This is a genomic window from Geopseudomonas sagittaria, assembly GCF_900115715.1.
Classification (GTDB): Bacteria; Pseudomonadota; Gammaproteobacteria; order Pseudomonadales; family Pseudomonadaceae; genus Geopseudomonas; species Geopseudomonas sagittaria.
In genome coordinates this window covers 187,819-208,187 of the sequence record NZ_FOXM01000007.1, presented here as the reverse complement: position 1 = coordinate 208,187, position 20,369 = coordinate 187,819, and the positions used below count along the sequence as shown (strand labels likewise).

Genomic DNA, 20,369 nt, shown 5'->3' with positions numbered 1-20,369 from the left:
GCCCAGCACTACGGCATCGGCATCAAGGAGCTGTGGGAAATCGATCCGGCCAAGCACGAGCAGGGCCTGGTGGTGCACACCGCCGGCTGGCCGCTGGATAACGACAACCCGGGCGGCTCGTTCCTCTATCACCTGGAGAACAACCAGGTGTCGGTCGGCCTGATCGTCGACCTGTCCTACAGCAACCCGCACCTGTCGCCGTTCGACGAATTCCAGCGCTACAAGCACCATCCGGTGGTCAAGCAGTACCTGGAGGGCGGCAAGCGCATCGCCTACGGCGCGCGCGCCATCTGCAAGGGCGGCCTCAACTCGCTGCCGAAGATGGTCTTCCCCGGCGGCGCGCTGATCGGCTGCGATCTGGGCACCCTCAACTTCGCCAAGATCAAGGGCAGCCACACCGCGATGAAGTCCGGCATGCTGGCTGCCGAGGCGATCGTCGAGGCGCTGGGCGCCGGCCGCGAGGGCGGCGACGAGCTGAACAACTACGTGAAGGCCTTCGAGGACAGCTGGCTGTACGACGAGCTGTTCCGCAGCCGCAACTTCGGTCCGGCCATCCACAAGTTCGGCGCCATCCTTGGCGGCGCGTTCAACTTCGTCGACCAGAACCTGTTCGGCGGCAAGATCCCGCTGACCCTGCACGACAACACGCCGGACCATGCCACGCTGAAGCCGGCCGCCGCGTGCGCGAAGATCGACTACCCGAAACCGGACGGCAAGCTGAGCTTCGACAAGCTGTCCTCGGTATTCCTCTCCAACACCAACCACGAGGAAGACCAGCCCTGCCACCTGCAGCTGGCCGATGCGAGCATTCCGCTGGCGAAGAACCTGCCGCTGTACGACGAGCCGGCGCAGCGCTACTGCCCGGCCGGGGTGTACGAGGTGGTCAGCCTGGAAAGCGGCGAGAAGAAGTTCCAGATCAACGCGCAGAACTGCGTGCACTGCAAGACCTGCGACATCAAGGACCCGGCGCAGAACATCAACTGGGTGGCCCCGGAAGGCACCGGTGGACCGAACTACCCCAACATGTAAGCACTGACGAAAAGGCCCTGCGGGGCCTTTTCCGTTTCTGCCGCCCTACTCCGGCTGCGGGGCGATGGGGAAGAACTCGCCGCCGCTCCACACCCCGAGCCATGCCTGCCCGTCGATCTCGCGCGGCACGGCCAGTTCGACCAGCTGATAGAACACGTTGCGATGGATCAGTGCCTCGAGATTGGCCCGCACGTGCACGTAGGGCGCAGGCTCGCCCGTCTGTGCGTCCAGCTCGACACGCAGGGGATGCTCCGCCCCGGCCATCAGCTGATCCTCGACATTGGTGCGAAAGCGCAACTGCTGCGCCTCACCCGCGCCTTCCACCTCCAGCTCCACCGCCACGAAGGGCGCATCGTCGACGCGAATGCCCACCTTCTCCACCGGGGTCACCAGGAAGTAGGCGTCGCCGTCGCGACGCAGGATGGTTGAGAACAGCCGCACCATCGGCTTGCGCCCGATCGGCGTGCCCATGTAGAACCAGCTGCCATCGCGAGCAATGCGCATGTCGATATCGCCACAGAAGGGCGGATTCCACAGATGCACCGGGGGCAGGCCTTTGCCGGCCGCCTGCGGAATCTGTTGCAACAGGTCGCCCGCCTTGTCCGAATCGCTCATAGTCATCTCCTGTAAGTCTGTGCTGGCGCACTTGCGCTTATTATTGGCCCGACAATCGCACCCGACATCGTGGCTGCGCCAACGGCCATGCCGCCTGACCGCCACCTGCATGCCGCCCCGCCATCTTGCCCTACACGGAGCCCGACATGACTGCATGGCACGACGAATTCCCCCAGGAGCCCGGCCTGCGCTACCTCAATCACGCCGCCGTAGCGCCGTGGCCACGCCGCGCCAGCCAGGCGGTGAGCGCCTTCGCCGAGCAGAACCTGCGTGTCGGCGCCCGCGACTACCCGCAATGGCTGCAGGTTGAGCAGCGTCTGCGCGCGCGCCTGACCCGCCTGCTCAACGCGCCGTCCACCGCCGACGTGGCGCTGGTCAAGAATACCTCGGAAGCACTGTCCTTCGTGGCCTTCGGCCTCGACTGGCGGGCCGGCGACCAGGTGGTGATCAGCGACCAGGAATTCCCCTCCAATCGAGTGGTGTGGGAGGCCCTGTGCCCGCAGGGGGTCGAGGTGATCGAGGTGAACCTCGCCGGCGACGATCCGGAGGCCGCTCTCCTCGCCGCGTGCACGCCACGCACCCGCCTGCTGGCGATCAGCGCCGTGCAGTACGCCAGCGGCCTGCGCCTGGACCTGGTGCGCCTCGGCGCCGGCTGCATGCAGCGTGGCGTGCTGCTATGCGTCGACGCCATCCAGCAGCTCGGCGCCCAGCCGTTCGACGTGCAGGCCAGCCAGTGCGCCTTCGCCATGGCCGACGGCCACAAGTGGATGCTCGGCCCGGAAGGCCTCGGGGTGTTCTATTGTCGCCGCGACCTGCGCGAACAGCTCAGGCTGCACGAATACGGCTGGCACATGCTGGAAGACGCCGGCAACTACGACCGCCGCGACTGGCAGCCGGCGAAGACCGCGCGCCGTTTCGAGTGCGGCAGTCCGAACATGCTCGGCGCCATGGCCCTGGAGGCCAGCCTGGCGCTGCTCGAGGAAGTCGGTCTGCCCCAGGTGGAAACACTGATCGAGCAACGCATCGCGCAGCTGCACACGGGCATCGCCGCCCTGCCCGGCGCCCGCCTGCTCAGCCCGCAGGAGTCGGCGCGCCGCGCCGGAATCCTCACCTTCAGCCTGGCCGGACGGGACAACGGCCAACTGTTCGAGAGCCTGAAGCAGCAGCAGGTGATCTGCGCCCAGCGCGGCGGCGGCATTCGCCTGTCACCGCACTTCTATACGCCGGAAGGTGTGATCGAGGAGACGCTGGGACTGTTGCGGCAACTGGCCTGAGGAGGATTTGGCCGCCTGCCGCGGGGCCGCAGTGGGGAGAATCGGCCCAATCTGGCATCCGTGATGCATGGACGCGCTCAGCAACGGCCGATCTATTTCAAATCTGTTTTAAAACCGGGGGATTCCTGCCGGCAAAACGCAGGATGCTGGTCAATACTCGTTATTACTGATTGTGGCACCTCCCCCCAAGTGCCCGTCAGTCGGAGTGGCGTGGGAACGCTTCCTCCGGTTTCACTCCTAATGGTCTTGGCCCGGATTCCCCCCCAGAACCCGGGTTTTTTTTGCCTGTCAGCTGCCGAGCGCCGAGGTCAGGGGAAACAGACGATGGAAGTTGGCCGTGGTCTGCGCCGCCAGTGTTTCGAAGCTCACGCCGCGCACCTCGGCGAGAAACTCCGCCACATCGCGCACGTACTCCGGCAAATTGGGCTTGCCGCGATGAGGCACCGGCGCCAGATAGGGCGCATCGGTTTCCACCAGCAGACGATCGGCCGGCACGCGGCGCGCCACCTCGCGCAACGCCTCGGCATTGCGGAAGGTGACGATGCCGGACAGGGAAATGTAGTAGCCCATGTCCAGCGCCGCCCTGGCCATGTCCCAGTCCTCGGTGAAGCAGTGCAGCACGCCGGCCTGGGGCAGATCGGCCTCGCCGAGCATGGCCAGGGTATCGGCGCGCGCCTCGCGGGTATGCACGATCACCGGCTTGCCGGTCTGTCGTGCCGCCTCGAGATGCAGGCGGAAACCGGCCTGCTGCACGGCGGCGGCTTCGGGCTGGTAGTGGTAGTCCAGCCCGGTCTCGCCGATGGCCACCACCCGCGGGTGATCCAGCTCGCGCAGCAGCCAGTCGAGCGCCGGCTCGCTGCCCGGTTCGAGATCCAGCGGGTGCACGCCGATCGAGCAGTACACGTCGTCGTAGGTCTCCGCCAGACGGCGCACCGCCGCGGCGTTGTCGGCACTCACGCCGATGCACAGGAAGCGGCCGACGCCGCGCGAACGCGCCGCCGCCAGGGCGGCGTCCAGGGAGCCGCCGTGGGCCGCGAGGTCGAGGCGATCGAGATGGCAGTGGGAGTCTACGAGAGTCATCACATCGTCAGGGTCGGGCGCTCGGACTTGAGCGCACCGGCCAGGTAGGTTTCGATCTTGTTGCGGGTGTTGCGGTCGCTGTCGTTGAGCTGTATTCCAACGCCGGCGGTACGATTGCCCTGGGCGCCCTTGGGGGTAACCCACACCACCTTGCCGGCGACCGGGATCTTTTCCGGCTCATCCATCAGGCTGAGCAGCATGAACACCTCGTCGCCCAGACGGTAGGTCTTGTTGGTGGAGATGAACAGGCCACCATTGCGCACGAAGGGCATGTAGGCCGCGTACAGCTGGGCCTTGTCCTTGAGGGTAAGAGTCAGGATGGCGTTTCGTCCACCCAGGTTCGGGGGCATGCTCATGGGGATGTTCCGAGACTGATCCGGGAGGCGATTCTAGCTTGCCCGCGGCAGGCTTGCCCACCGCACCAGCAGTGCTTCGAGAAGCAGTGCGCGATTGAGGTTGGCCTTGCCGAGCACCTTCTGCCGCTGCGCCAGCAGCCAGTCCTGCAGCTCCAGCACCGCCGGCAGGGGTGTGCGTCCGGCGAGATAGCCGATCACCTTGCCCATCTGCGGCGCGCCAAGCCCGGCCTCGTCGCCGCTCATCTGGAAGCGCAGTACCAGCAACAGCCATTCGCAGAACCAGTCCAGCAACAACGGCAGGGGGACATTCTTCCAGCTTTCCGCCAGTTCGGAGGGCGTGACCTGCTGCTTGAGCAGCTTCTTCACCCCCTCCTCCACCAGGGTGCGCTGCTCGAGCACGCCGTCGCGAAAGAGCTGCAGCGCGCGCAGCGGCGAACCGGCCGCCAGCTCGAGCAGGCGCTGATGCACAGCCGCGTCCAGCTCCGGCAACTGGCCGGCCAGCCAGGTCTGCGCCGCTGCCGGCCCCGGGAGCGGGCAGGCCTGCTGCTGACAACGGCTCCTGATGGTTGGCAGCAGACGACTGGGCTGGTGGCTGACCAGCAGCAGCACGGTATCCCCGGAGGGCTCCTCCAGGCTTTTCAGCAGGGCGTTGGCGGCATTCAGATTCATCGCCTCGGCAGGCTCCAGCAAGACCAGCTTGCGCCCACCGAGCTGCGCGGTCTGACCGACGAAATCGACCAGCTCGCGGACCTGGTCCACCTTGATCGGCTTGTCGGCCTCCTCTGGCTGCAACTCGAAGAGGTCGGGGTGGCTGCCGGCGCGCAGCAGCAGGCAGGCCTTGCACTGACCGCAGGCATCATTGGCGGCGGGAGCACGACACAGCAGCAGACCAGCCAAGCGCTCGGCGAGCGCCCGCTTGCCGATCCCCGCCGGCCCGTGCAGCAGATAGGCATGGGCATGCCGCTCGCGCCGACTGAGCTGCTGCCACAACGCCGCCTGCCACGGATAGGCTTCAGCCACGGGCGCGTTCCAACAACTCGGGCAACAGCTCGTCGAGCTGCGCCTGCACCGCGGGCAGCGGCTGCGCGGCATCCAGCAGCCGATAGCGTTCGGGGGCCTGGCGGGCGCGGACCAGGTAGGCCTGGCGCACCGCCTCGAAGAAGCCCTGCGCTTCCTGCTCGAAGCGATCCAGGCGGCCGCGGGCGGCGGCGCGCGCCAGACCGATTTCCACCGGCAGGTCGAACACCAGGGTCAGGTCCGGACGCAGGCTGCCCTGCACGAAGTTCTCGAGCAGCGCGATGCGCTCCAGCGACAGACCACGACCACCGCCCTGGTAGGCGTAGGTGGCGTCGGTGAAGCGGTCGCAGAGCACCACCTTGCCGGCCGCCAAGGCCGGGCGGATGACCTGGGCCAGGTGCTGGGCGCGCGCCGCGAACACCAGCAGCAGCTCGGTATCGGCGGCCATCGGTTCGGCGCTGGGTTCGAGCAGCAACTCGCGGATGCGCTCGGCCAGCGGCGTGCCGCCCGGCTCGCGGGTCAGCAGCACCTCGCAGCCGGCGCTCACGAGGCGCTCGGCCAGATAGTCGCGATTGGTACTCTTGCCGGCGCCTTCGGGGCCTTCGAGGGTGATGAACAGACCACTCACGGGGTATTTCCTTGTGGCGCCGCGGCCGGGCTGGATCGATAGTCGGCACGCCGCTTGAGCTGGTATTCGCGCACCGCGCGGTTGTGCTCGTCGAGCGAGCGCGAGAAGACGTGGGTACCGTCGCCGCGGGCGACGAAGTACAGGCTGTCGCCGTCGGCCGGATTGAGCGCGGCGCGGATCGCCTCGCGACCGACCATGGCGATCGGCGTCGGTGGCAGGCCGGAATTGGTGTAGGTGTTGTAGGGCGTCGGCTCGCGCAAATGGGCACGGGTCAGGTTGCCGGTGTAGCGCTCGCCCAGACCATAGATCACCGTCGGATCGGTCTGCAGCAGCATGCCCAGGCGCAGACGGCGGATGAACACGCCGGCGATCTCCTCGCGCTCGTGGGCCGCACCCGTCTCCTTCTCCACCAGCGAGGCCATGACCAGCGCCTGGTAGGGCTCGCGATACGGCAAGCCCTCGGCACGTCGCTGCCACTCCTCGTCGAGCACGCGGGTCAGCTTTTCATGGGCCTGACGCAACAGGTCGATATCGCTCATGCCGCGCACGTAGCGATAGGTATCGGGGAAGAAGCGCCCTTCCGGGTGCTGACCGTCAAGACCGAGCCGCTGCATCACCGCCGCATCGTCCAGAGCGGCGAGGGTCTGCCCCAGACGCTCCTGGGCGGCCAGCGCGGCGCGCAACTGGCGGAAGGTCCAGCCCTCGACCAGCGTCAGGCTGTACTGCACCACGTCGCCGCGCTGCCACTGGGCCAGCAGGTCACCGGCGGTCTGTCCCGGGGTCAGGCGGTATTCGCCGCTGTGCAGGCCCTTGCCGTCGAGATTGAAGCGCCAGTACAGACGCAGCCACAGCGAGCCCTCCAGCACCCCCTCGTCCTCGAGACGACTCAGCAGGCCAGTGGGCGTGGCTCCGGCAGGCACCTCGAGCAGGCGCTCCTCGGCGAGCACCAGGGGCTGCTTGAGCGCCACATGCTGCTGCCAGCCGGCGAAGACCAGCAGCAGGCCGGCCAGCATCAGGCCGCCCTCCAGCAGGTAGAGCAGAAAACGTTTCACGATCAGGCATCCACCAGGTCGACAAGCAGACCTTGCAGTTTACGGGTCAGCTCACCTACCGGCCAGCGGTGGCAATCGAGCGCGACCACCGGCCAGATGCCGTACTGACTGTTGCACAGGAAGACTTCATCGGCCGCAAGCAGTTCGGCGCAGTCGAGATCGCCGATCCGCGTCGCCACGCCGGCAGCGGCTGCACGGACGAGGATCTCAGCGCGCATCACCCCGGCCACGCCGCAGCGCGCCAGCGAAGGGGTCAGCAGTTCACCGCCACGCACCATGAACAGGTTGCTGAACACGCCTTCGATCACCCGCCCGCTGCTGTCGCACATCAGGCCTTCGGCACAGGCCGGATCCTGCCATTCGGCGCGGGCCAGAACCTGTTCGAGGCGATTGAGGTGCTTGAGCCCGGCCAACAGCGGCTGCTCGGCCAGCCGGGTGGCGCAGGGATGCAGGCGAATGCCGTCCAGGCGATGGCCGACGGGATAGGCCGGCGGCGGGTTGCCGCTGAGGATGCGCCGACAGTGCGCGTCGGCCGGCGGCGCGTAGCCGCGCTGGCCATCGCCGCGGGTGACGATCAGCTTGGCCACGCCATGGCCGAGTTCGCCGGCGAAAGCAAGCAGCTCGCTGCGCACCAGGGCGAGATCAAGCGGCAGGGCCAGGCGCCGGGCGCCCTCGCCCAGGCGCTGCAGATGGCGCTCGAGCAGGGCGATATGCCCCTGCCGTACGGCGATGGTCTCGAACAGACCATCGCCGTAGGCCAGACCGCGGTCGGTCACCGGCAGCAGCGCTGCCGGGCGACCGTCGATCCACACTGGCATCAGTCCGCCAGACGGCGGAACACCAGCGTACCGTTGGTGCCGCCAAAGCCGAAGGAGTTGGACACCGCCACATCGATCGGCATGGCCTGCGCCTCATGGGCGACGAAGTTGAGGTCGCAGCCCTCGTCCGGTTCGTCGAGGTTGATGGTCGGCGGTGCCACCTGGTCGCGCAGGGCGAGGATGCTGAAAATCGCCTCGACCGCGCCGGCGGCGCCGAGCAGGTGGCCGGTCATCGATTTGGTCGAGCTGACGGCCAGACGGTAGGCATGCTCGCCGAACACCCGCTTGACCGCGGCGACTTCGGCGAGATCGCCGGCCGGGGTGGAGGTGCCATGGGCGTTGATGTACTGCACCTGCTCCGGCTTCAGCCCGGCATCGCGCAGGGCATTCTCCATGCAACGTGCGGCGCCTTCACCGGTCTCCGGCGGCGCGGTCATGTGGTAGGCATCGCCACTCATACCGAAGCCGACCAGCTCGGCATAGATGCGCGCGCCACGGGCGCGGGCATGCTCGAGCTCTTCCAGCACCAGGGCGCCGGCACCGTCGGCCAGCACGAAACCATCGCGATTACGGTCCCACGGACGGCTGGCCCGCGCGGGATCGTCGTTGCGGGTGGACAGCGCACGCGCCGCACCGAAACCACCGAGACCGAGGCCGCAGCTGGCCATCTCCGCACCACCGGCGATCATCACGTCGGCGTCGCCATAGGCGATGTTGCGTGCCGCCATGCCGATGCAGTGGGTACCCGTGGTACAGGCGGTGGTGATCGCGTAGTTGGGACCCTGTGTGCCCAGATGGATCGACAGGAATCCGGAAATCATGTTGATGATCGAGCCCGGCACGAAGAACGGCGAGATCCGCCGCGGCCCCTGCTCGTGCAACGACTTGGCGTTGTTCTCGATATTGGTCAGGCCGCCAATGCCCGAACCCATGGCCACACCGATGCGCTGGCGATTGGCATCGGTGACTTCCAGACCGGCATCACGCACCGCCTGGAAACTGGCTGCCAGGCCGTACTGGATGAAGAGGTCCATCTTGCGAGCTTCTTTGGCCGGCAGGTAGTCCTCGACATTGAAGCCTTTGACCGCACCACCAAAGCGGGTGGCGAAAGCCGAGACGTCCATATGCCCAATGGGACCGATACCACTCTGACCCGCCAACACACCCTGCCAACTGCTGGCCACATCCGGGCCGAGGGGTGACAGCATGCCGAGACCGGTGACCACGACGCGTCTACGCGACACAGCGCTCTCCTCTTGTTGATCCACTACAGCGGTGAAGCGTAGCCAGTTTGCCGCTACGTCTTCCTTTTACACAAAGAAAAACCGCACGCCTTTGTAGGGACGTGCGGCTTTTTCCGGTCGGAACCGACGATTACTTACTGCTGACCATGAGCATTGATGTAATCGATGGCTTCCTGAACGGTGGTGATCTTCTCGGCCTGATCGTCCGGGATTTCGGTCTCGAATTCTTCCTCGAGAGCCATTACCAGCTCGACGGTGTCCAGGGAGTCAGCACCCAGGTCTTCAACGAAGGAAGCGCTGTTGGTCACTTCGTCTTCTTTTACGCCAAGCTGCTCGGCAACGATTTTCTTGACGCGTTCTTCAATAGTGCTCATATCTAGTTCTCACTCCTATGGAGAGTTCCATGTAGCTGGTGGCGGCTAGTGTATAGAAAGGGTTTTCAGCTTTTCAAGCAAAACCCTTGCCGACCTGTCGAACTGATTCACACGGCGACCGCCGCAAGCACCAGTAAAAACAGCCACCTACCGCTACAGAGGTGGGACAGCAGCGGTGGCAGACCCATGCCGGCCACCGTTTTCTTACATGTACATGCCGCCGTTGACCGGAATGGTCGCGCCGGTCACATAGGCTCCAGCATCGCCGGCCAGGAAGGCAACCACGCTGGCGATTTCCTCGGCCTGACCCAGGCGCCCCAGCGGAATCTGGGTCAGCAGGGCCTGGCGCTGGGCCTCCGGCAGCTCGCGGGTCATGTCGGTATCGATGAAGCCCGGCGCCACCGCGTTGACGGTGATGCCGCGCGAACCCACCTCACGCGCCAATGCGCGCGAGAAGCCCTCGACGCCGGCCTTGGCTGCAGCGTAGTTGGCCTGCCCGGCGTTGCCCATGGAGCCGACCACCGAACTGATGTTGATGATGCGACCCCAGCGCGCCTTGGTCATGCCGCGCAACACGGCCTTGGACAGGCGGTAGATGCTGGTGAGGTTGGTGTTGATGACGTCGTGCCACTCGTCATCCTTCATGCGCAGCATCAGGTTGTCGCGGGTGATGCCGGCATTGTTGACCAGGATGGCCGGCTGACCGAGATGCTGCTGGATGTGCTCCAAGGTCTGGGCCACCGACTCGTCGCTGGACACATCGAGGACCAGGCCGGCGCCCTCGATGCCGTTGGCCTTGAGGAATTCGGCGATGCGCTCGGCACCGGCCGCACTGGTGGCGGTACCGATGACGATGGCGCCCTGACGCCCCAGCTCCAGGGCGATGGCCTGACCGATGCCGCGGGTGGCGCCGGTGACCAGAGCCACCTTACCTTGCAGACTCATGGGTGATTCTCCTGATGTTCAGACCAGCGCCGCACGGGCAGCGGCAAAGGCCTCGGGGGTATCCAGATTGTAGGTATTCACGCCCTTGGCGCAGCGCTTGTTGAGACCGGACAGCACCTTGCCCGGACCGCACTCGACCAACTCGGTCACGCCGCGCTCGGCCAGCAGCACCACCGACTCGACCCAGCGTACCGGGCTGTACAGCTGCGCCAGCAGGTCGCGCTTGAGCACCTCGAGATCGACGGGGACCTGGGCGCTGGTGTTCTGCACGATGGCGATCTGCGGCAGCTTCCAGTCGATGGCCTCCACCGCGGCGGCGAACTTTTCCGCCGCCGGACGCATCAGCGCGCAGTGCGACGGCACGCTCACCGGCAGCGCCATGGCGCGCTTGGCACCACGCGCCTTGCACGCCTCGATGGCCCGCTCGACGGCGGCGGCCGAACCGGCAATCACCACCTGACCCGGCGCATTGAAGTTGACCGCACTGACCACCTCACCCTGCGCTGCCTCGGCGCAGGCGGCCCGCACGGCATCGTCGTCCAGACCGAGGATCGCCGCCATGCCGCCCTGCCCGGCCGGCACCGCCTGCTGCATCAGTTGGCCACGCAGCTCGACCAGCTTGACCGCATCGGCGAACGCCAGGCTGCCGGCCGCCACCAGCGCCGAGTACTCACCCAGGCTGTGACCGGCAACGAAGGCCGGCTGCGCACCACCCTCGGCTAGCCACAGCCGCCACAGGGCCACGGAGGCCGCCAGGATGGCCGGCTGGGTCTTGTCGGTCTGGTTGAGCAGCTCGACCGGACCTTCCTGGGTCAGCGCCCAGAGGTCGTAGCCCAAGGCCGCCGAGGCTTCGGCAAAGGTCTCGCGGATCACGGCATGTTGCGCACCCAGCTCGGCGAGCATGCCGACCGCCTGGGAGCCCTGACCGGGGAAAACGAAAGCGAGGGAAGAAGACATGGAGCAAGTCCCTTGTGTACTTGTTCGTCAGGAGGGCTGCGTCACCCACGGCAACACAGCAAACTGACCATTGGATGACAGGCATTGGCCACGGGTCACACCCGGGCAATTAAAGCAGCAGATGCTCAAGGCGTCCGTGCAGACGCTGCGGCAGGTTCTCACCGACTTCCGCCAGCGCCCGCCGGATGGCCATGCGGAAACCTTCCGGCCCCGCGCTGCCGTGACTTTTTACCACGATCCCCTGCAGACCGAGAAAGCTTGCGCCATTGTGCCGGGCAGGACGCAGCTCGTTCTGCAGGCGGCGCAGCAGCGGCAACGCCAGCCAGCCAACCAGCCGGGCAGCCGGACCGGAGCGGAACAGCGTCTCGACGCGCGCCACGATCATCGCCGCCAGACCCTCACTGGCCTTGAGCACGATGTTGCCGACAAAGCCGTCGCACACCACCACATCCGCCTCACCGCGATACAGGCCATCGCCCTCGACGAAGCCGATGTAGTTCAGCACACGCGCCTGACGCAGCAGACTGGCCGCTAGCTTGACCTGCTGATTGCCCTTGATCTCCTCGGTACCGACGTTAAGCAACGCCACGCGCGGATTCGGCGTACCCAGCGCCTCGGCGGCGACCGCACCCATCACCGCAAACTGGTAGAGATGCTCGGCACTGCAATCGATGTTGGCACCCAGATCGAGCAGGTGACAGCTGCCACCCAGGGTCGGAATGGCCGTGACCATCGCCGGCCGATCGACACCCGGCAGGGTCTTCAGCACATGACGCGACAGCGCCATCAGCGCACCGGTATTGCCGGCACTCACGCAGGCCTGAGCCGTGCCGCAGCGCACCAGTTCCAGAGCCTGGCGCATGGAGGAATCGAGTTTGCCACGCAGCACCTGCGCCGGACGGTCGTCCATCGCAATCACTTCGCTGGCGGGATGCACAAGCAGACGCGACCGATCCACAGAGGGATGCTCTGCAATCAGCGGTTCGATAACGGAGGGCAGGCCGACGAGGATCAGCCGCAGGGAGGGATGTTCGGCCAGACTGGCAATGCAGGCCGGAACAATGCAGTGGGGACCGAAGTCCCCACCCATTGCATCAATCGCGATGACCGGAGCGGACAAGGATTACTCGTCAGCGCCCTTGTCGATCACCTTGCGACCACGGTAAACGCCTTCCGGGCTTACGTGGTGGCGCAGGTGAACTTCACCGGTGCTCTTCTCGACGGACAGCGCGCTAGCCACGAGGCCATCGTGCGAACGGCGCATGTCGCGGGCGGAACGAGACTTTTTGTTCTGCTGAACAGCCATACTGATTAACTCCTAAACGTTTGGGTCACGTTTCAACTGCGCCAGTACATCGAACGGGTTGGACCGCGAAACCTCGTTGACGCTCGGTTCTGGTGCTGCCGCAAACCCTGCCGGGTGTTGGCATTTATCGGGGTCGTGGGCCGGGACGATGGGTAACGCAAGCAGCAGCTCATCCTCGACCACAGCAATCAGGTCGAGCGGCTCCTCACCCACTTCCAGCGCATCGTAGCCTTTCGGCAAACCGTCCAGCGAAGCGCCCTCCTTGAGCACGGCGTAGATGAACTCGCTGTGCACAGGAAGAGTCGCCGGCTCCAGACAACGCTGGCAAACCATCTGCACCTCGACATCGAGTTCACCGCGCATGACGATCATCCGCTGCTCGTCACGCCCAAACTCGAAACGAGCATGGACATTTCCGGCATCGCTGACCAACTGCTCGCAGAGCCGTTCAAACTGCTTGAGCGGCCAATCACCCTCGAGGGTGTTGCCGCGATCGGCGAGTTTGCGCGGATCGATGTGAGATGGAATCGGCCCTTTCAACATAAGCGCGCCATTCTAGGGATACCCCTTTTAACTGTCAAAGAAATTTCCGCACGTGCAGCAGGCCAGCGGGACACCTAAAATCGCCGACAAATTCCAAGGAGATCAACATGCTGCCCCTGATTCTCGCCTCCAGCTCACCCTACCGTCGCGCCCTGCTCGAGCGCTTGCGCCTGCCGTTCGACTGCCAGGCGCCGGAGATCGACGAAAGCCCGCTGCCGGGGGAAAGCGCCGAACAGCTGGTCTGCCGCCTGGCCGAACAGAAAAGCCGCGCCCTCGCCAGCCGTCACCAGCAACACCTGATCATCGGCTCCGACCAGGTCGCCGCCCTCGACAGGCAGATTCTCGGCAAGCCGCACACCTTCGAGCGCGCCCGCGAGCAGCTGCGTGCGGCCAGCGGCGCCAGCGTGACCTTCTATACCGGCCTGTGCTTGCACAACTCGCAGAGCGGCCACACACAAACCGCCTGCGTACCCTTTACCGTACATTTCCGCCCGCTCGACGACGCAAGCATCGAGCGCTACCTGCGCCTGGAGCAGCCCTACGACTGCGCCGGCAGCTTTAAATCTGAAGGCCTCGGTATCAGCCTGTTTCGTAGCACCAGCGGCGAGGACGCCACCAGCCTGATCGGCCTACCGCTGATCCGCCTGGTCGACATGCTGCTCGCCGAAGGCGTGCAGATCCCCTGACCGCTCAGCGCAGCACCGGGCCGCGCAACTCCGTCCACAGCGAAATCTGCTCGGCCACGCCAGCCCCCAGCTTCTTGGCAAAGCGATCGATCGGCGACTCCTTGCGGGTGAAGTCGACCAGATTCTTTTCGCCGACCACCTCGCGCGCCACGTAGCTGGCGCTGCCCAGCCCGTCGATCAGCCCCAGCCCGAGCGCCTGCTCGCCGGACCAGACCAACCCGGAGAACAACTCGGGATGCTCCTTGTCCTTGAGGCGCTCGCCACGCCCCTGCTTGACACTGGCAATGAACTGCTTGTGGGTGGTGTCGAGCACCTCACCCCAGAAGCGAGTTTCCTCGGCCTTCTGCGGCATGAACGGATCGAGGAAGGTCTTGTGCTCGCCGGAGGTATACACGCGGCGCTCGACCCCGACCTTCTGCATGACATCGACAAAACCAAAACCCGACGCGGTCACGCCGATGGAGCCCACCAGACTGGCCTTGTCGGCGTAGATGGCATCGGCCGCACTGGCGATGTAGTAGGCACCCGAAGCGCCCAGATCGGTGATCACCGCGTACAGCTTGATATCCGGATACTCGCCACGCAGGCGGCGGATCTCGTCATAGATGTAGCCCGACTGCACCGGACTCCCGCCCGGACTGTTGATCCGCAGCACAACCGCACGGGTATTCTTGTCCTCGAAGGCCGCCCGCAGGCTGCCGACGATATTGTCGGCACTGGCCCGCTCCTCGTCGGCGATCACCCCTTTCACCTCGATCAACGCGGTATGCGACTTCAGCGCAGCCGCCTTCTCCAGGCTCGACCAGGGCGAAAACAGGAACAGCACCACGAACACATAGAGAAAGCCGAGACTCTTGAAGAAGATCCCCCAGCGCCGCGAACGACGTTGCTCGACCACACCGGCCAGCACTGCCTTTTCCAGCAGTTTCCAGGTCTTGTCATCCGACGGCGCCGACGCCGCCTTCCATTCATCCGACTGCATGCCCAGCCCCCTCATCCATAGAGCGATTACCTTGCGTCAGCCAGCACCCGAGCTCAGCAAAGCGCTGAATGGCCAGGTGCGGACGATACCCCTGTAGCACTTCGAGCGACTGCGCACCGTACCCCACCGCCACCGCCATCATGCCGGCGTTGTGCGCCATCTGCAGATCGAAGGGCGAGTCACCCACCATCAGCGCCTGCTCGGGCGCCAGCCCACAATGCGCAAGGATCTCGTGCAGCATGCGCGGGTCCGGCTTGCTGGCCGTTTCATCGGCGCAGCGCGTGACATCGAAGAAGTCCTGCCAGCCATGCCCGGCCAGCACCCGCTCCAGACCGCGGCGACTCTTGCCGGTGGCCACCGCCAGCCGGTAGCCCTGCTCGCGAAAGTCCAGCAGCGACTCGCGCACCCCCTCGAACAATGGCGAGGGCGTGCTTTCCAGCTGGAGGTAATGATCACTGTAGACCTGGCGGAAGCGCGCCACCCGCTGCGGATCCTCCAGATCGGGATAGAGACTGCGGATCGCCTCGGGCAGACCGAGACCGATGATCCCGCGAATGGTCATCTCGCCCAACTGCGGCAACGCGCACTCGTCCGCCGCCACGCACATCGACTCGACGATCCGGGAGATCGAGTCGACCAGGGTGCCATCCCAGTCGAACACCAGCAGTTGACGATCAAGCACCCAGACGCTCCAGGGTTTTCGCCCACATCTCGTCCACCGGCGCCTGCAGCTCGAGCACGCCGCCATCGGGCAGCGTCACGCGCAAGGCATGCGCATGCAGGAACAGGCGCTTGCCGCCCAGCTCGCGGATCTCGCGGGTGAACTCTTCGTCGCCGTACTTGCTGTCGCCGGCAATCGAGTGCCCGGCATGCTTGGCGTGGACGCGGATCTGGTGGGTCCGCCCGGTGATCGGACTGGCCTCGACCAGCGTGGCGAAGTCGCCGAAGCGGCGCACCACGCGAAACTCGGTCAGCGCATCCTTGCCTTCCGGATTGACCTCGACCATGCGCTCGCCGGAACGCAGATTGTTCTTCAGCAGGGGAGCACTGATGCGCTTCTTCGCGGTCGGCCAGCTGCCGCGTACCAGCGCCAGGTAACGCTTGTCCACCCCGTCGCCACGCAGCGCCTCATGAAGATGACGCAGCATGCTGCGCTTCTTGGCGATCATCAGCAGGCCCGAAGTGTCGCGATCGAGACGATGCACCAGCTCGATATCCTTGGCATCCGGGCGCAACTGCCGGAAGGCCTCGATCACCCCGTAGCTCAGGCCACTGCCGCCATGCACGGCGATGCCGGCCGGCTTGTTGAGCACGATCAGCGCCTTGTCCTCGTAGACGATGGCCGCCTCGAGGCGCTGCAGCAGGCCCTGAGCCAGCGGTTCGGGCTCGTCGCGCTCGGCCACGCGCAGCGGCGGCACACGCACCACATCGCCCGCCTGCAGCTTGTACTCGGGTTTGATGCGCCCCTTGTTCACACGCACTTCGCCCTTGCGAAGAATGCGATATATCAATGTCTTGGGAACACCTTTCAACTGGGTACGGAGAAAGTTGTCGATGCGCTGCCCGGCGATCTCCGGCTGCACTTCGAGCAGCTGGACGCCAGTGGAGATTTGAGAGGGAGTTGTCATGCGCGAATCATAGCAATTTTTCCCCGAATTGAAGCACTTAATGATTGCTGCTATAGTCCCGACGCCGCCAAAAGCGGCATTCATCCCGTGCCAGACAAGACAATCCGGCACCGGAGATACGATTACTGGACGTCAGGCCGTCCGACGGGACATCCGCCAGTGCTAGTGGATGACCCGGAAACCCAGCCTCGAGACATGACGTACGGATCGCCAGGCGCTCCGTGCAAATGCTAACCCGCTGCGGATTCTGCGCGCGGCACCCGATTCTCACGGATATGTGCAGGGTGGAGACGCACAAACGACCGACTGCGTAGCACTCGACTTCCCAGACGCCAAGAGCGTCCGCAGTGTCGTTTGATTCCTCCTCCTGAATGAGTGCTTCTGTGCCTGACAGTTAGCAGGAGACGCCAGTCGCGCCAGGCCAGTGCCTGCGGCGCTTGACAAGGGCAACGGCCAGACCGTTCCCGGCGCACCTGACACCGCCCACGAGAGTCGTGTGTGCCAACCGCCGTTTCCGGCAGCCCGGAAACCATTGGTACTACATGAAAAGAATGCTGATCAACGCGACTCAACCCGAAGAGTTGCGTGTTGCCCTGGTCGACGGCCAACGTCTGTTCGACCTCGACATCGAATCGGGCGCTCGCCAGCAGAAGAAGGCCAACATCTACAAGGGCCGCATCACCCGCGTCGAGCCCAGCCTCGAGGCTGCCTTCGTCGACTTCGGCGCCGATCGTCACGGCTTCCTGCCGCTCAAGGAAATCTCCCGCGAATACTTCAGCAAGGCCCCCGAGGGTCGCGTCAACATCAAGGACGTGCTCCGCGAAGGCCAGGAAGTCATCGTTCAGGTCGAGAAGGAGGAGCGTGGCAACAAGGGTGCCGCGCTGACCACCTTCATCAGCCTGGCTGGCCGCTACCTGGTGCTGATGCCCAACAACCCGCGCGCCGGCGGCATCTCGCGGCGCATCGAGGGCGAGGAGCGCAACGAACTGCGCGAAGCCCTCAACGGCCTCAACGCCCCGGGCGACATGGGCCTGATCGTGCGCACCGCCGGCCTCGGCCGCTCCAGCGAAGAACTGCAGTGGGACCTCGACTACCTGGTGCAGCTGTGGACCGCGATCAAGGAAGCCTCCCTGGACCGCGCCGCGCCCTTCCTGATCTACCAGGAAAGCAACGTCATCATCCGCGCCATCCGCGACTACCTGCGCCAGGACATCGGCGAGGTGCTGGTCGACAGCGTCGAAGCCCAGGAGGAAGCCCTGAGCTTCATCCAGCAGGTGATGCCGCAGTACGCCAGCAAGATCAAGCTGTACCAGGACAGCGTGCCGCTGTTCAACCGCTTCCAGATCGAGAGCCAGATCGAGACCGCCTTCCAGCGCGAAGTGAAGCTGCCCTCCGGCGGCTCCATCGTCATCGACCCGACCGAGGCTCTGGTTTCCATCGACATCAACTCGGCGCGCGCCACCAAGGGCAGCGACATCGAGGAAACCGCGCTGCAGACCAACCTGGAAGCGGCCGAGGAAATCGCCCGCCAGCTGCGCCTGCGCGACATCGGCGGCCTGATCGTCATCGACTTCATCGACATGACCCCGGCGAAGAACCAGCGCGCCGTGGAAGACAAGGTCCGCGAATGCCTGGAGGCCGATCGCGCCCGCGTCCAGGTCGGCCGCATCTCGCGCTTCGGCCTGCTGGAAATGTCCCGCCAGCGCCTGCGTCCGTCGCTCGGCGAAACCAGTGGCATCGTCTGCCCGCGCTGCAACGGCCAGGGCATCATCCGTGACGTCGAATCGCTGTCGCTGGCGATCCTGCGCCTGATCGAGGAAGAGGCCCTCAAGGACCGCACCGCCGAAGTGCGCGCCCAGGTGCCAATCCCGGTAGCCGCCTTCCTGCTCAACGAGAAGCGCAACGCCATCACCAAGATCGAGCTGCGCACCCGTGCGCGCATCGTCATCCTGCCGAACGATCATCTGGAGACGCCGAACTTCGAAGTGCAGCGTCTGCGCGACGACAGCACCGACGCCCTGGTCGGCCAGTCCAGCTACGAGATGACCCCGACCGAGGTCGAGGAAGTCCAGCCGGTAGCGGCCACCCGCACCCTGGTGCGTCAGGAAGCGGTCGTCAAGACCGTGACCCACGAGCGCCCGGCGCCGCAGGTCGTCGAAGCACCGGCTGCGGCGGCCGCACCCGCCCCGCTGGCCCACCCGACACCCGAGCCGAGCCTGTTCAAGGGCCTGATCCGCTCGCTGGTTGGCCTGTTTGCCGGCAAGGAAGAGGCCAAGCCGACCGCCGCCAGCGAGCAGCCGAGCACCGGCGAGCGCCCGCAACGCAGCGAAGAGCGCCGCAACGGCCGCCAGCAGAACCGTCGTCGCGACGGCGAGCGCAGCGAGCGTGGTGAACGCGGCGAGCGCAAATCGCGCGAGGAACGCAAACCGCGCGAAGAGCGCAAGCCCCGCGAAGAGCGCCCGGTGAGCGAGGAGCGCAAGCCGCGTGAGGAACGCCAACCGCGTGAAGAGCGTCAACCGCGCGAGGAGCGTCAGCCGCGCGAGGAACGCCAACCACGCGAGGAGCGTCAGCCCCGCGAAGAGCGTCAACCGCGTGAGGAGCGTCAGCCCCGCGAAGAGCGTCAACCGCGTGAGGAGCGTCAGCCCCGCGAAGAACGCCAACCGCGCGAGGAGCGACAGCCCCGTGAGGAACGCCAGCCCCGCGAAGAGCGTCAACCGCGCGAGGAACGCCAGCCCCGTGAGGAGCGTCAGCCCCGCGAAGAGCTTCCGGTGACCGAAGAGACCGCCAGCACCGAGGAATCTCGTCCGGTAGAAGCCGCCGAGCAGACCGAAGGTCGCCGCGAGGAGCGCGCCGAGCGCAAGCCGCGCAGCGAGCGAGCGCCGCGTGTCGCGCGCAGCGAAGAGACTGCCGAGCAGGCCAGCGCCGAAGAAGAGACCCTCGAGGAAGAGCTGAACCAGGAAGAGCAGGCAGAAGGTGCCGAAGGCGAGCGTCCGCGCCGTCGTTCGCGTGGCCAGCGCCGCCGCAGCAACCGCCGCGAGCGCCAGCGCGAAGCCGGTCCGGATGAACTGCCGAGCGAGGAAGACAGCCTGGCGCGTCAGGCTACCGCCGACGCCATCGCACTCGCTGCCGCCGGCACCGCCGTTGCAGCCGTAACCGCGACTGAAATCGCCAGCGCCGCCGCCCCCGAGGAAGCAGCAGCCAGCGCCGAACCGGCAGCCGCTGCAGTCGAAACCGAAGTCGTTGTCAGCCGTGAAAGCGGCGAGCCGACCGAGGTGCCGGCAGTGAGCGTCGCAGCTCCGGAAGTGACCGCCGTCGCCCAAGAGGCAGTGGTCGAGACCGAGGCCACTGGCGTAACCACCAGCAGCGAAGCCAGCGAAGAAGCCGCCGCAGCGGCCGGCTCCCGCGCGCCGAACGATCCGCGTGAGCGTCGTCGTCGCCGCGAGGCCGAGCGCCTGGCCCGCGAAGCCGCGGCTGCCGAGCAAGCCGCACGCCAGGCCAGCGAAGCAGCTGCAGCAAGCGAAACCAGCGCTCCCGCCGTTGCCGAGGAAGCCCCCGCGGCAGCCGAGGTCAGCGCAACTGCGGCCGAGGCGAGCAGCGCAACTGCGGCAACCGAGCAGACGCAGGGCGAAGCCGAACAACCTGCCAGCACCAGCGAGCAGGCTGCCGCAGCCGAGGCGGAAGCTGTGCCCCAGGAGCAGGCCCAGCCTGAAGAGGAGCGCAAGCCTCAGGCCTGACAGCCCGGCTAGCGCCCAACAAAAAGGGGGAATGCTTCGGCATTCCCCCTTTTTGTTTGTGGCGACCAACACGCCAGCGGCGCTGCCAAGCGACCTGTCAC

The 20,369-nt window shown here is 65.9% G+C and carries 21 protein-coding genes; 4 read left to right on the top strand and 17 right to left on the bottom strand.

The window, feature by feature from the left end:
- On the top strand, positions 1-1,029 hold a 1,029-nt coding region (locus BM297_RS11070; protein ID WP_139231051.1), incomplete at its 5' end, for an electron transfer flavoprotein-ubiquinone oxidoreductase.
- A gap of 45 nt (positions 1,030-1,074) precedes the next feature.
- Here BM297_RS11070 and BM297_RS11065 read toward each other — a convergent pair.
- Positions 1,075-1,644 (bottom strand): DUF1285 domain-containing protein, encoded by a 570-nt coding sequence (locus BM297_RS11065; RefSeq protein WP_092431347.1) that lies wholly within the window; start codon positions 1,642-1,644, stop codon positions 1,075-1,077.
- A 146-nt stretch (positions 1,645-1,790) separates the two neighbouring features.
- On the opposite strand from BM297_RS11065, the gene BM297_RS11060 reads away from it, so the two are divergent.
- The gene (locus tag BM297_RS11060; protein ID WP_092431342.1) at positions 1,791-2,918 is read left to right on the top strand and encodes an aminotransferase class V-fold PLP-dependent enzyme; all 1,128 of its coding nucleotides are present in this window, start codon (positions 1,791-1,793) and stop codon (positions 2,916-2,918) included.
- Between the two features lie 288 nt (positions 2,919-3,206).
- On the opposite strand, the gene BM297_RS11055 is transcribed toward BM297_RS11060, so the two are convergent.
- From BM297_RS11055 to BM297_RS10995, 13 genes are all read right to left on the bottom strand, one after another.
- Positions 3,207-3,998 carry a TatD family hydrolase gene (locus tag BM297_RS11055; RefSeq protein WP_092431338.1) on the bottom strand — a complete coding sequence of 264 codons (792 nt, stop codon included), beginning with the start codon at positions 3,996-3,998 and terminating at the stop codon, positions 3,207-3,209.
- Positions 3,998-4,354: a PilZ domain-containing protein gene (locus tag BM297_RS11050; protein ID WP_092431333.1), complete on the bottom strand. Its 357-nt coding sequence runs from the start codon at positions 4,352-4,354 to the stop codon at positions 3,998-4,000. Before BM297_RS11050 ends, BM297_RS11055 begins: the two co-directional genes overlap by 1 nt.
- A gap of 33 nt (positions 4,355-4,387) precedes the next feature.
- Positions 4,388-5,374 carry a DNA polymerase III subunit delta' gene (locus BM297_RS11045; protein ID WP_092431331.1) on the bottom strand — a complete coding sequence of 329 codons (987 nt, stop codon included), beginning with the start codon at positions 5,372-5,374 and terminating at the stop codon, positions 4,388-4,390.
- Positions 5,367-5,999: a dTMP kinase gene (gene tmk, locus BM297_RS11040; RefSeq protein WP_092431328.1), complete on the bottom strand. Its 633-nt coding sequence runs from the start codon at positions 5,997-5,999 to the stop codon at positions 5,367-5,369. The genes BM297_RS11045 and tmk overlap by 8 nt, the downstream gene beginning before the upstream one ends.
- A complete protein-coding gene (gene mltG / locus BM297_RS11035; protein WP_092431324.1) occupies positions 5,996-7,051 on the bottom strand; it encodes an endolytic transglycosylase MltG in 1,056 nt (351 codons plus the stop codon). Before mltG ends, tmk begins: the two co-directional genes overlap by 4 nt.
- Positions 7,052-7,053: 2 nt before the next feature.
- Positions 7,054-7,869, bottom strand: a complete 816-nt coding sequence (gene pabC, locus BM297_RS11030) for an aminodeoxychorismate lyase (RefSeq protein ID WP_092431320.1) — start codon at positions 7,867-7,869, stop codon at positions 7,054-7,056.
- Positions 7,869-9,113: a beta-ketoacyl-ACP synthase II gene (fabF, locus tag BM297_RS11025; RefSeq protein WP_092431315.1), complete on the bottom strand. Its 1,245-nt coding sequence runs from the start codon at positions 9,111-9,113 to the stop codon at positions 7,869-7,871. The genes pabC and fabF overlap by 1 nt, the downstream gene beginning before the upstream one ends.
- A gap of 134 nt (positions 9,114-9,247) precedes the next feature.
- Positions 9,248-9,487, bottom strand: a complete 240-nt coding sequence (acpP, locus tag BM297_RS11020) for an acyl carrier protein (protein WP_090307873.1) — start codon at positions 9,485-9,487, stop codon at positions 9,248-9,250.
- A gap of 204 nt (positions 9,488-9,691) precedes the next feature.
- Positions 9,692-10,432, bottom strand: a complete 741-nt coding sequence (gene fabG, locus BM297_RS11015) for a 3-oxoacyl-ACP reductase FabG (protein WP_092431311.1) — start codon at positions 10,430-10,432, stop codon at positions 9,692-9,694.
- Between the two features lie 18 nt (positions 10,433-10,450).
- Complete coding sequence (gene fabD / locus BM297_RS11010; protein ID WP_092431310.1) at positions 10,451-11,389, bottom strand: ACP S-malonyltransferase; 939 nt, start codon at positions 11,387-11,389, stop codon at positions 10,451-10,453.
- Between the two features lie 109 nt (positions 11,390-11,498).
- Positions 11,499-12,509, bottom strand: coding sequence for a phosphate acyltransferase PlsX (plsX, locus tag BM297_RS11005; protein ID WP_092431306.1), 1,011 nt, complete (start codon positions 12,507-12,509; stop codon positions 11,499-11,501).
- Positions 12,510-12,512: 3 nt separating this feature from the next.
- Positions 12,513-12,695: a 50S ribosomal protein L32 gene (gene rpmF / locus BM297_RS11000; protein ID WP_090307860.1), complete on the bottom strand. Its 183-nt coding sequence runs from the start codon at positions 12,693-12,695 to the stop codon at positions 12,513-12,515.
- 12 nt (positions 12,696-12,707) lie between these two features.
- Complete coding sequence (locus BM297_RS10995; RefSeq protein WP_092431301.1) at positions 12,708-13,238, bottom strand: YceD family protein; 531 nt, start codon at positions 13,236-13,238, stop codon at positions 12,708-12,710.
- A 107-nt stretch (positions 13,239-13,345) separates the two neighbouring features.
- Here BM297_RS10995 and BM297_RS10990 point away from each other — a divergent pair, with 107 nt between their 5' ends.
- Positions 13,346-13,924 carry a Maf family protein gene (locus tag BM297_RS10990; RefSeq protein ID WP_092431296.1) on the top strand — a complete coding sequence of 193 codons (579 nt, stop codon included), beginning with the start codon at positions 13,346-13,348 and terminating at the stop codon, positions 13,922-13,924.
- Between the two features lie 4 nt (positions 13,925-13,928).
- On the opposite strand, the gene BM297_RS10985 is transcribed toward BM297_RS10990, so the two are convergent.
- Genes BM297_RS10985 through rluC form a run of 3 tightly spaced genes read right to left on the bottom strand, consistent with a single transcriptional unit; the run spans position 13,929 to position 16,534 of the window.
- A complete protein-coding gene (locus BM297_RS10985) occupies positions 13,929-14,906 on the bottom strand; it encodes a S49 family peptidase (RefSeq protein ID WP_092431291.1) in 978 nt (325 codons plus the stop codon).
- Entirely contained in the window at positions 14,893-15,588 is a 696-nt protein-coding gene (locus BM297_RS10980; RefSeq protein ID WP_092431287.1) for an HAD-IA family hydrolase, read from the bottom strand. Before BM297_RS10980 ends, BM297_RS10985 begins: the two co-directional genes overlap by 14 nt.
- The gene (gene rluC / locus BM297_RS10975) at positions 15,581-16,534 is read right to left on the bottom strand and encodes a 23S rRNA pseudouridine(955/2504/2580) synthase RluC (protein ID WP_092431285.1); all 954 of its coding nucleotides are present in this window, start codon (positions 16,532-16,534) and stop codon (positions 15,581-15,583) included. Before rluC ends, BM297_RS10980 begins: the two co-directional genes overlap by 8 nt.
- 542 nt (positions 16,535-17,076) lie before the next feature.
- Between rluC and rne the strand changes: the two genes are divergently transcribed.
- A complete protein-coding gene (gene rne, locus BM297_RS10970) occupies positions 17,077-20,268 on the top strand; it encodes a ribonuclease E (RefSeq protein ID WP_092431281.1) in 3,192 nt (1,063 codons plus the stop codon).
- The last annotated feature ends 101 nt before the right edge of the window (positions 20,269-20,369 follow it).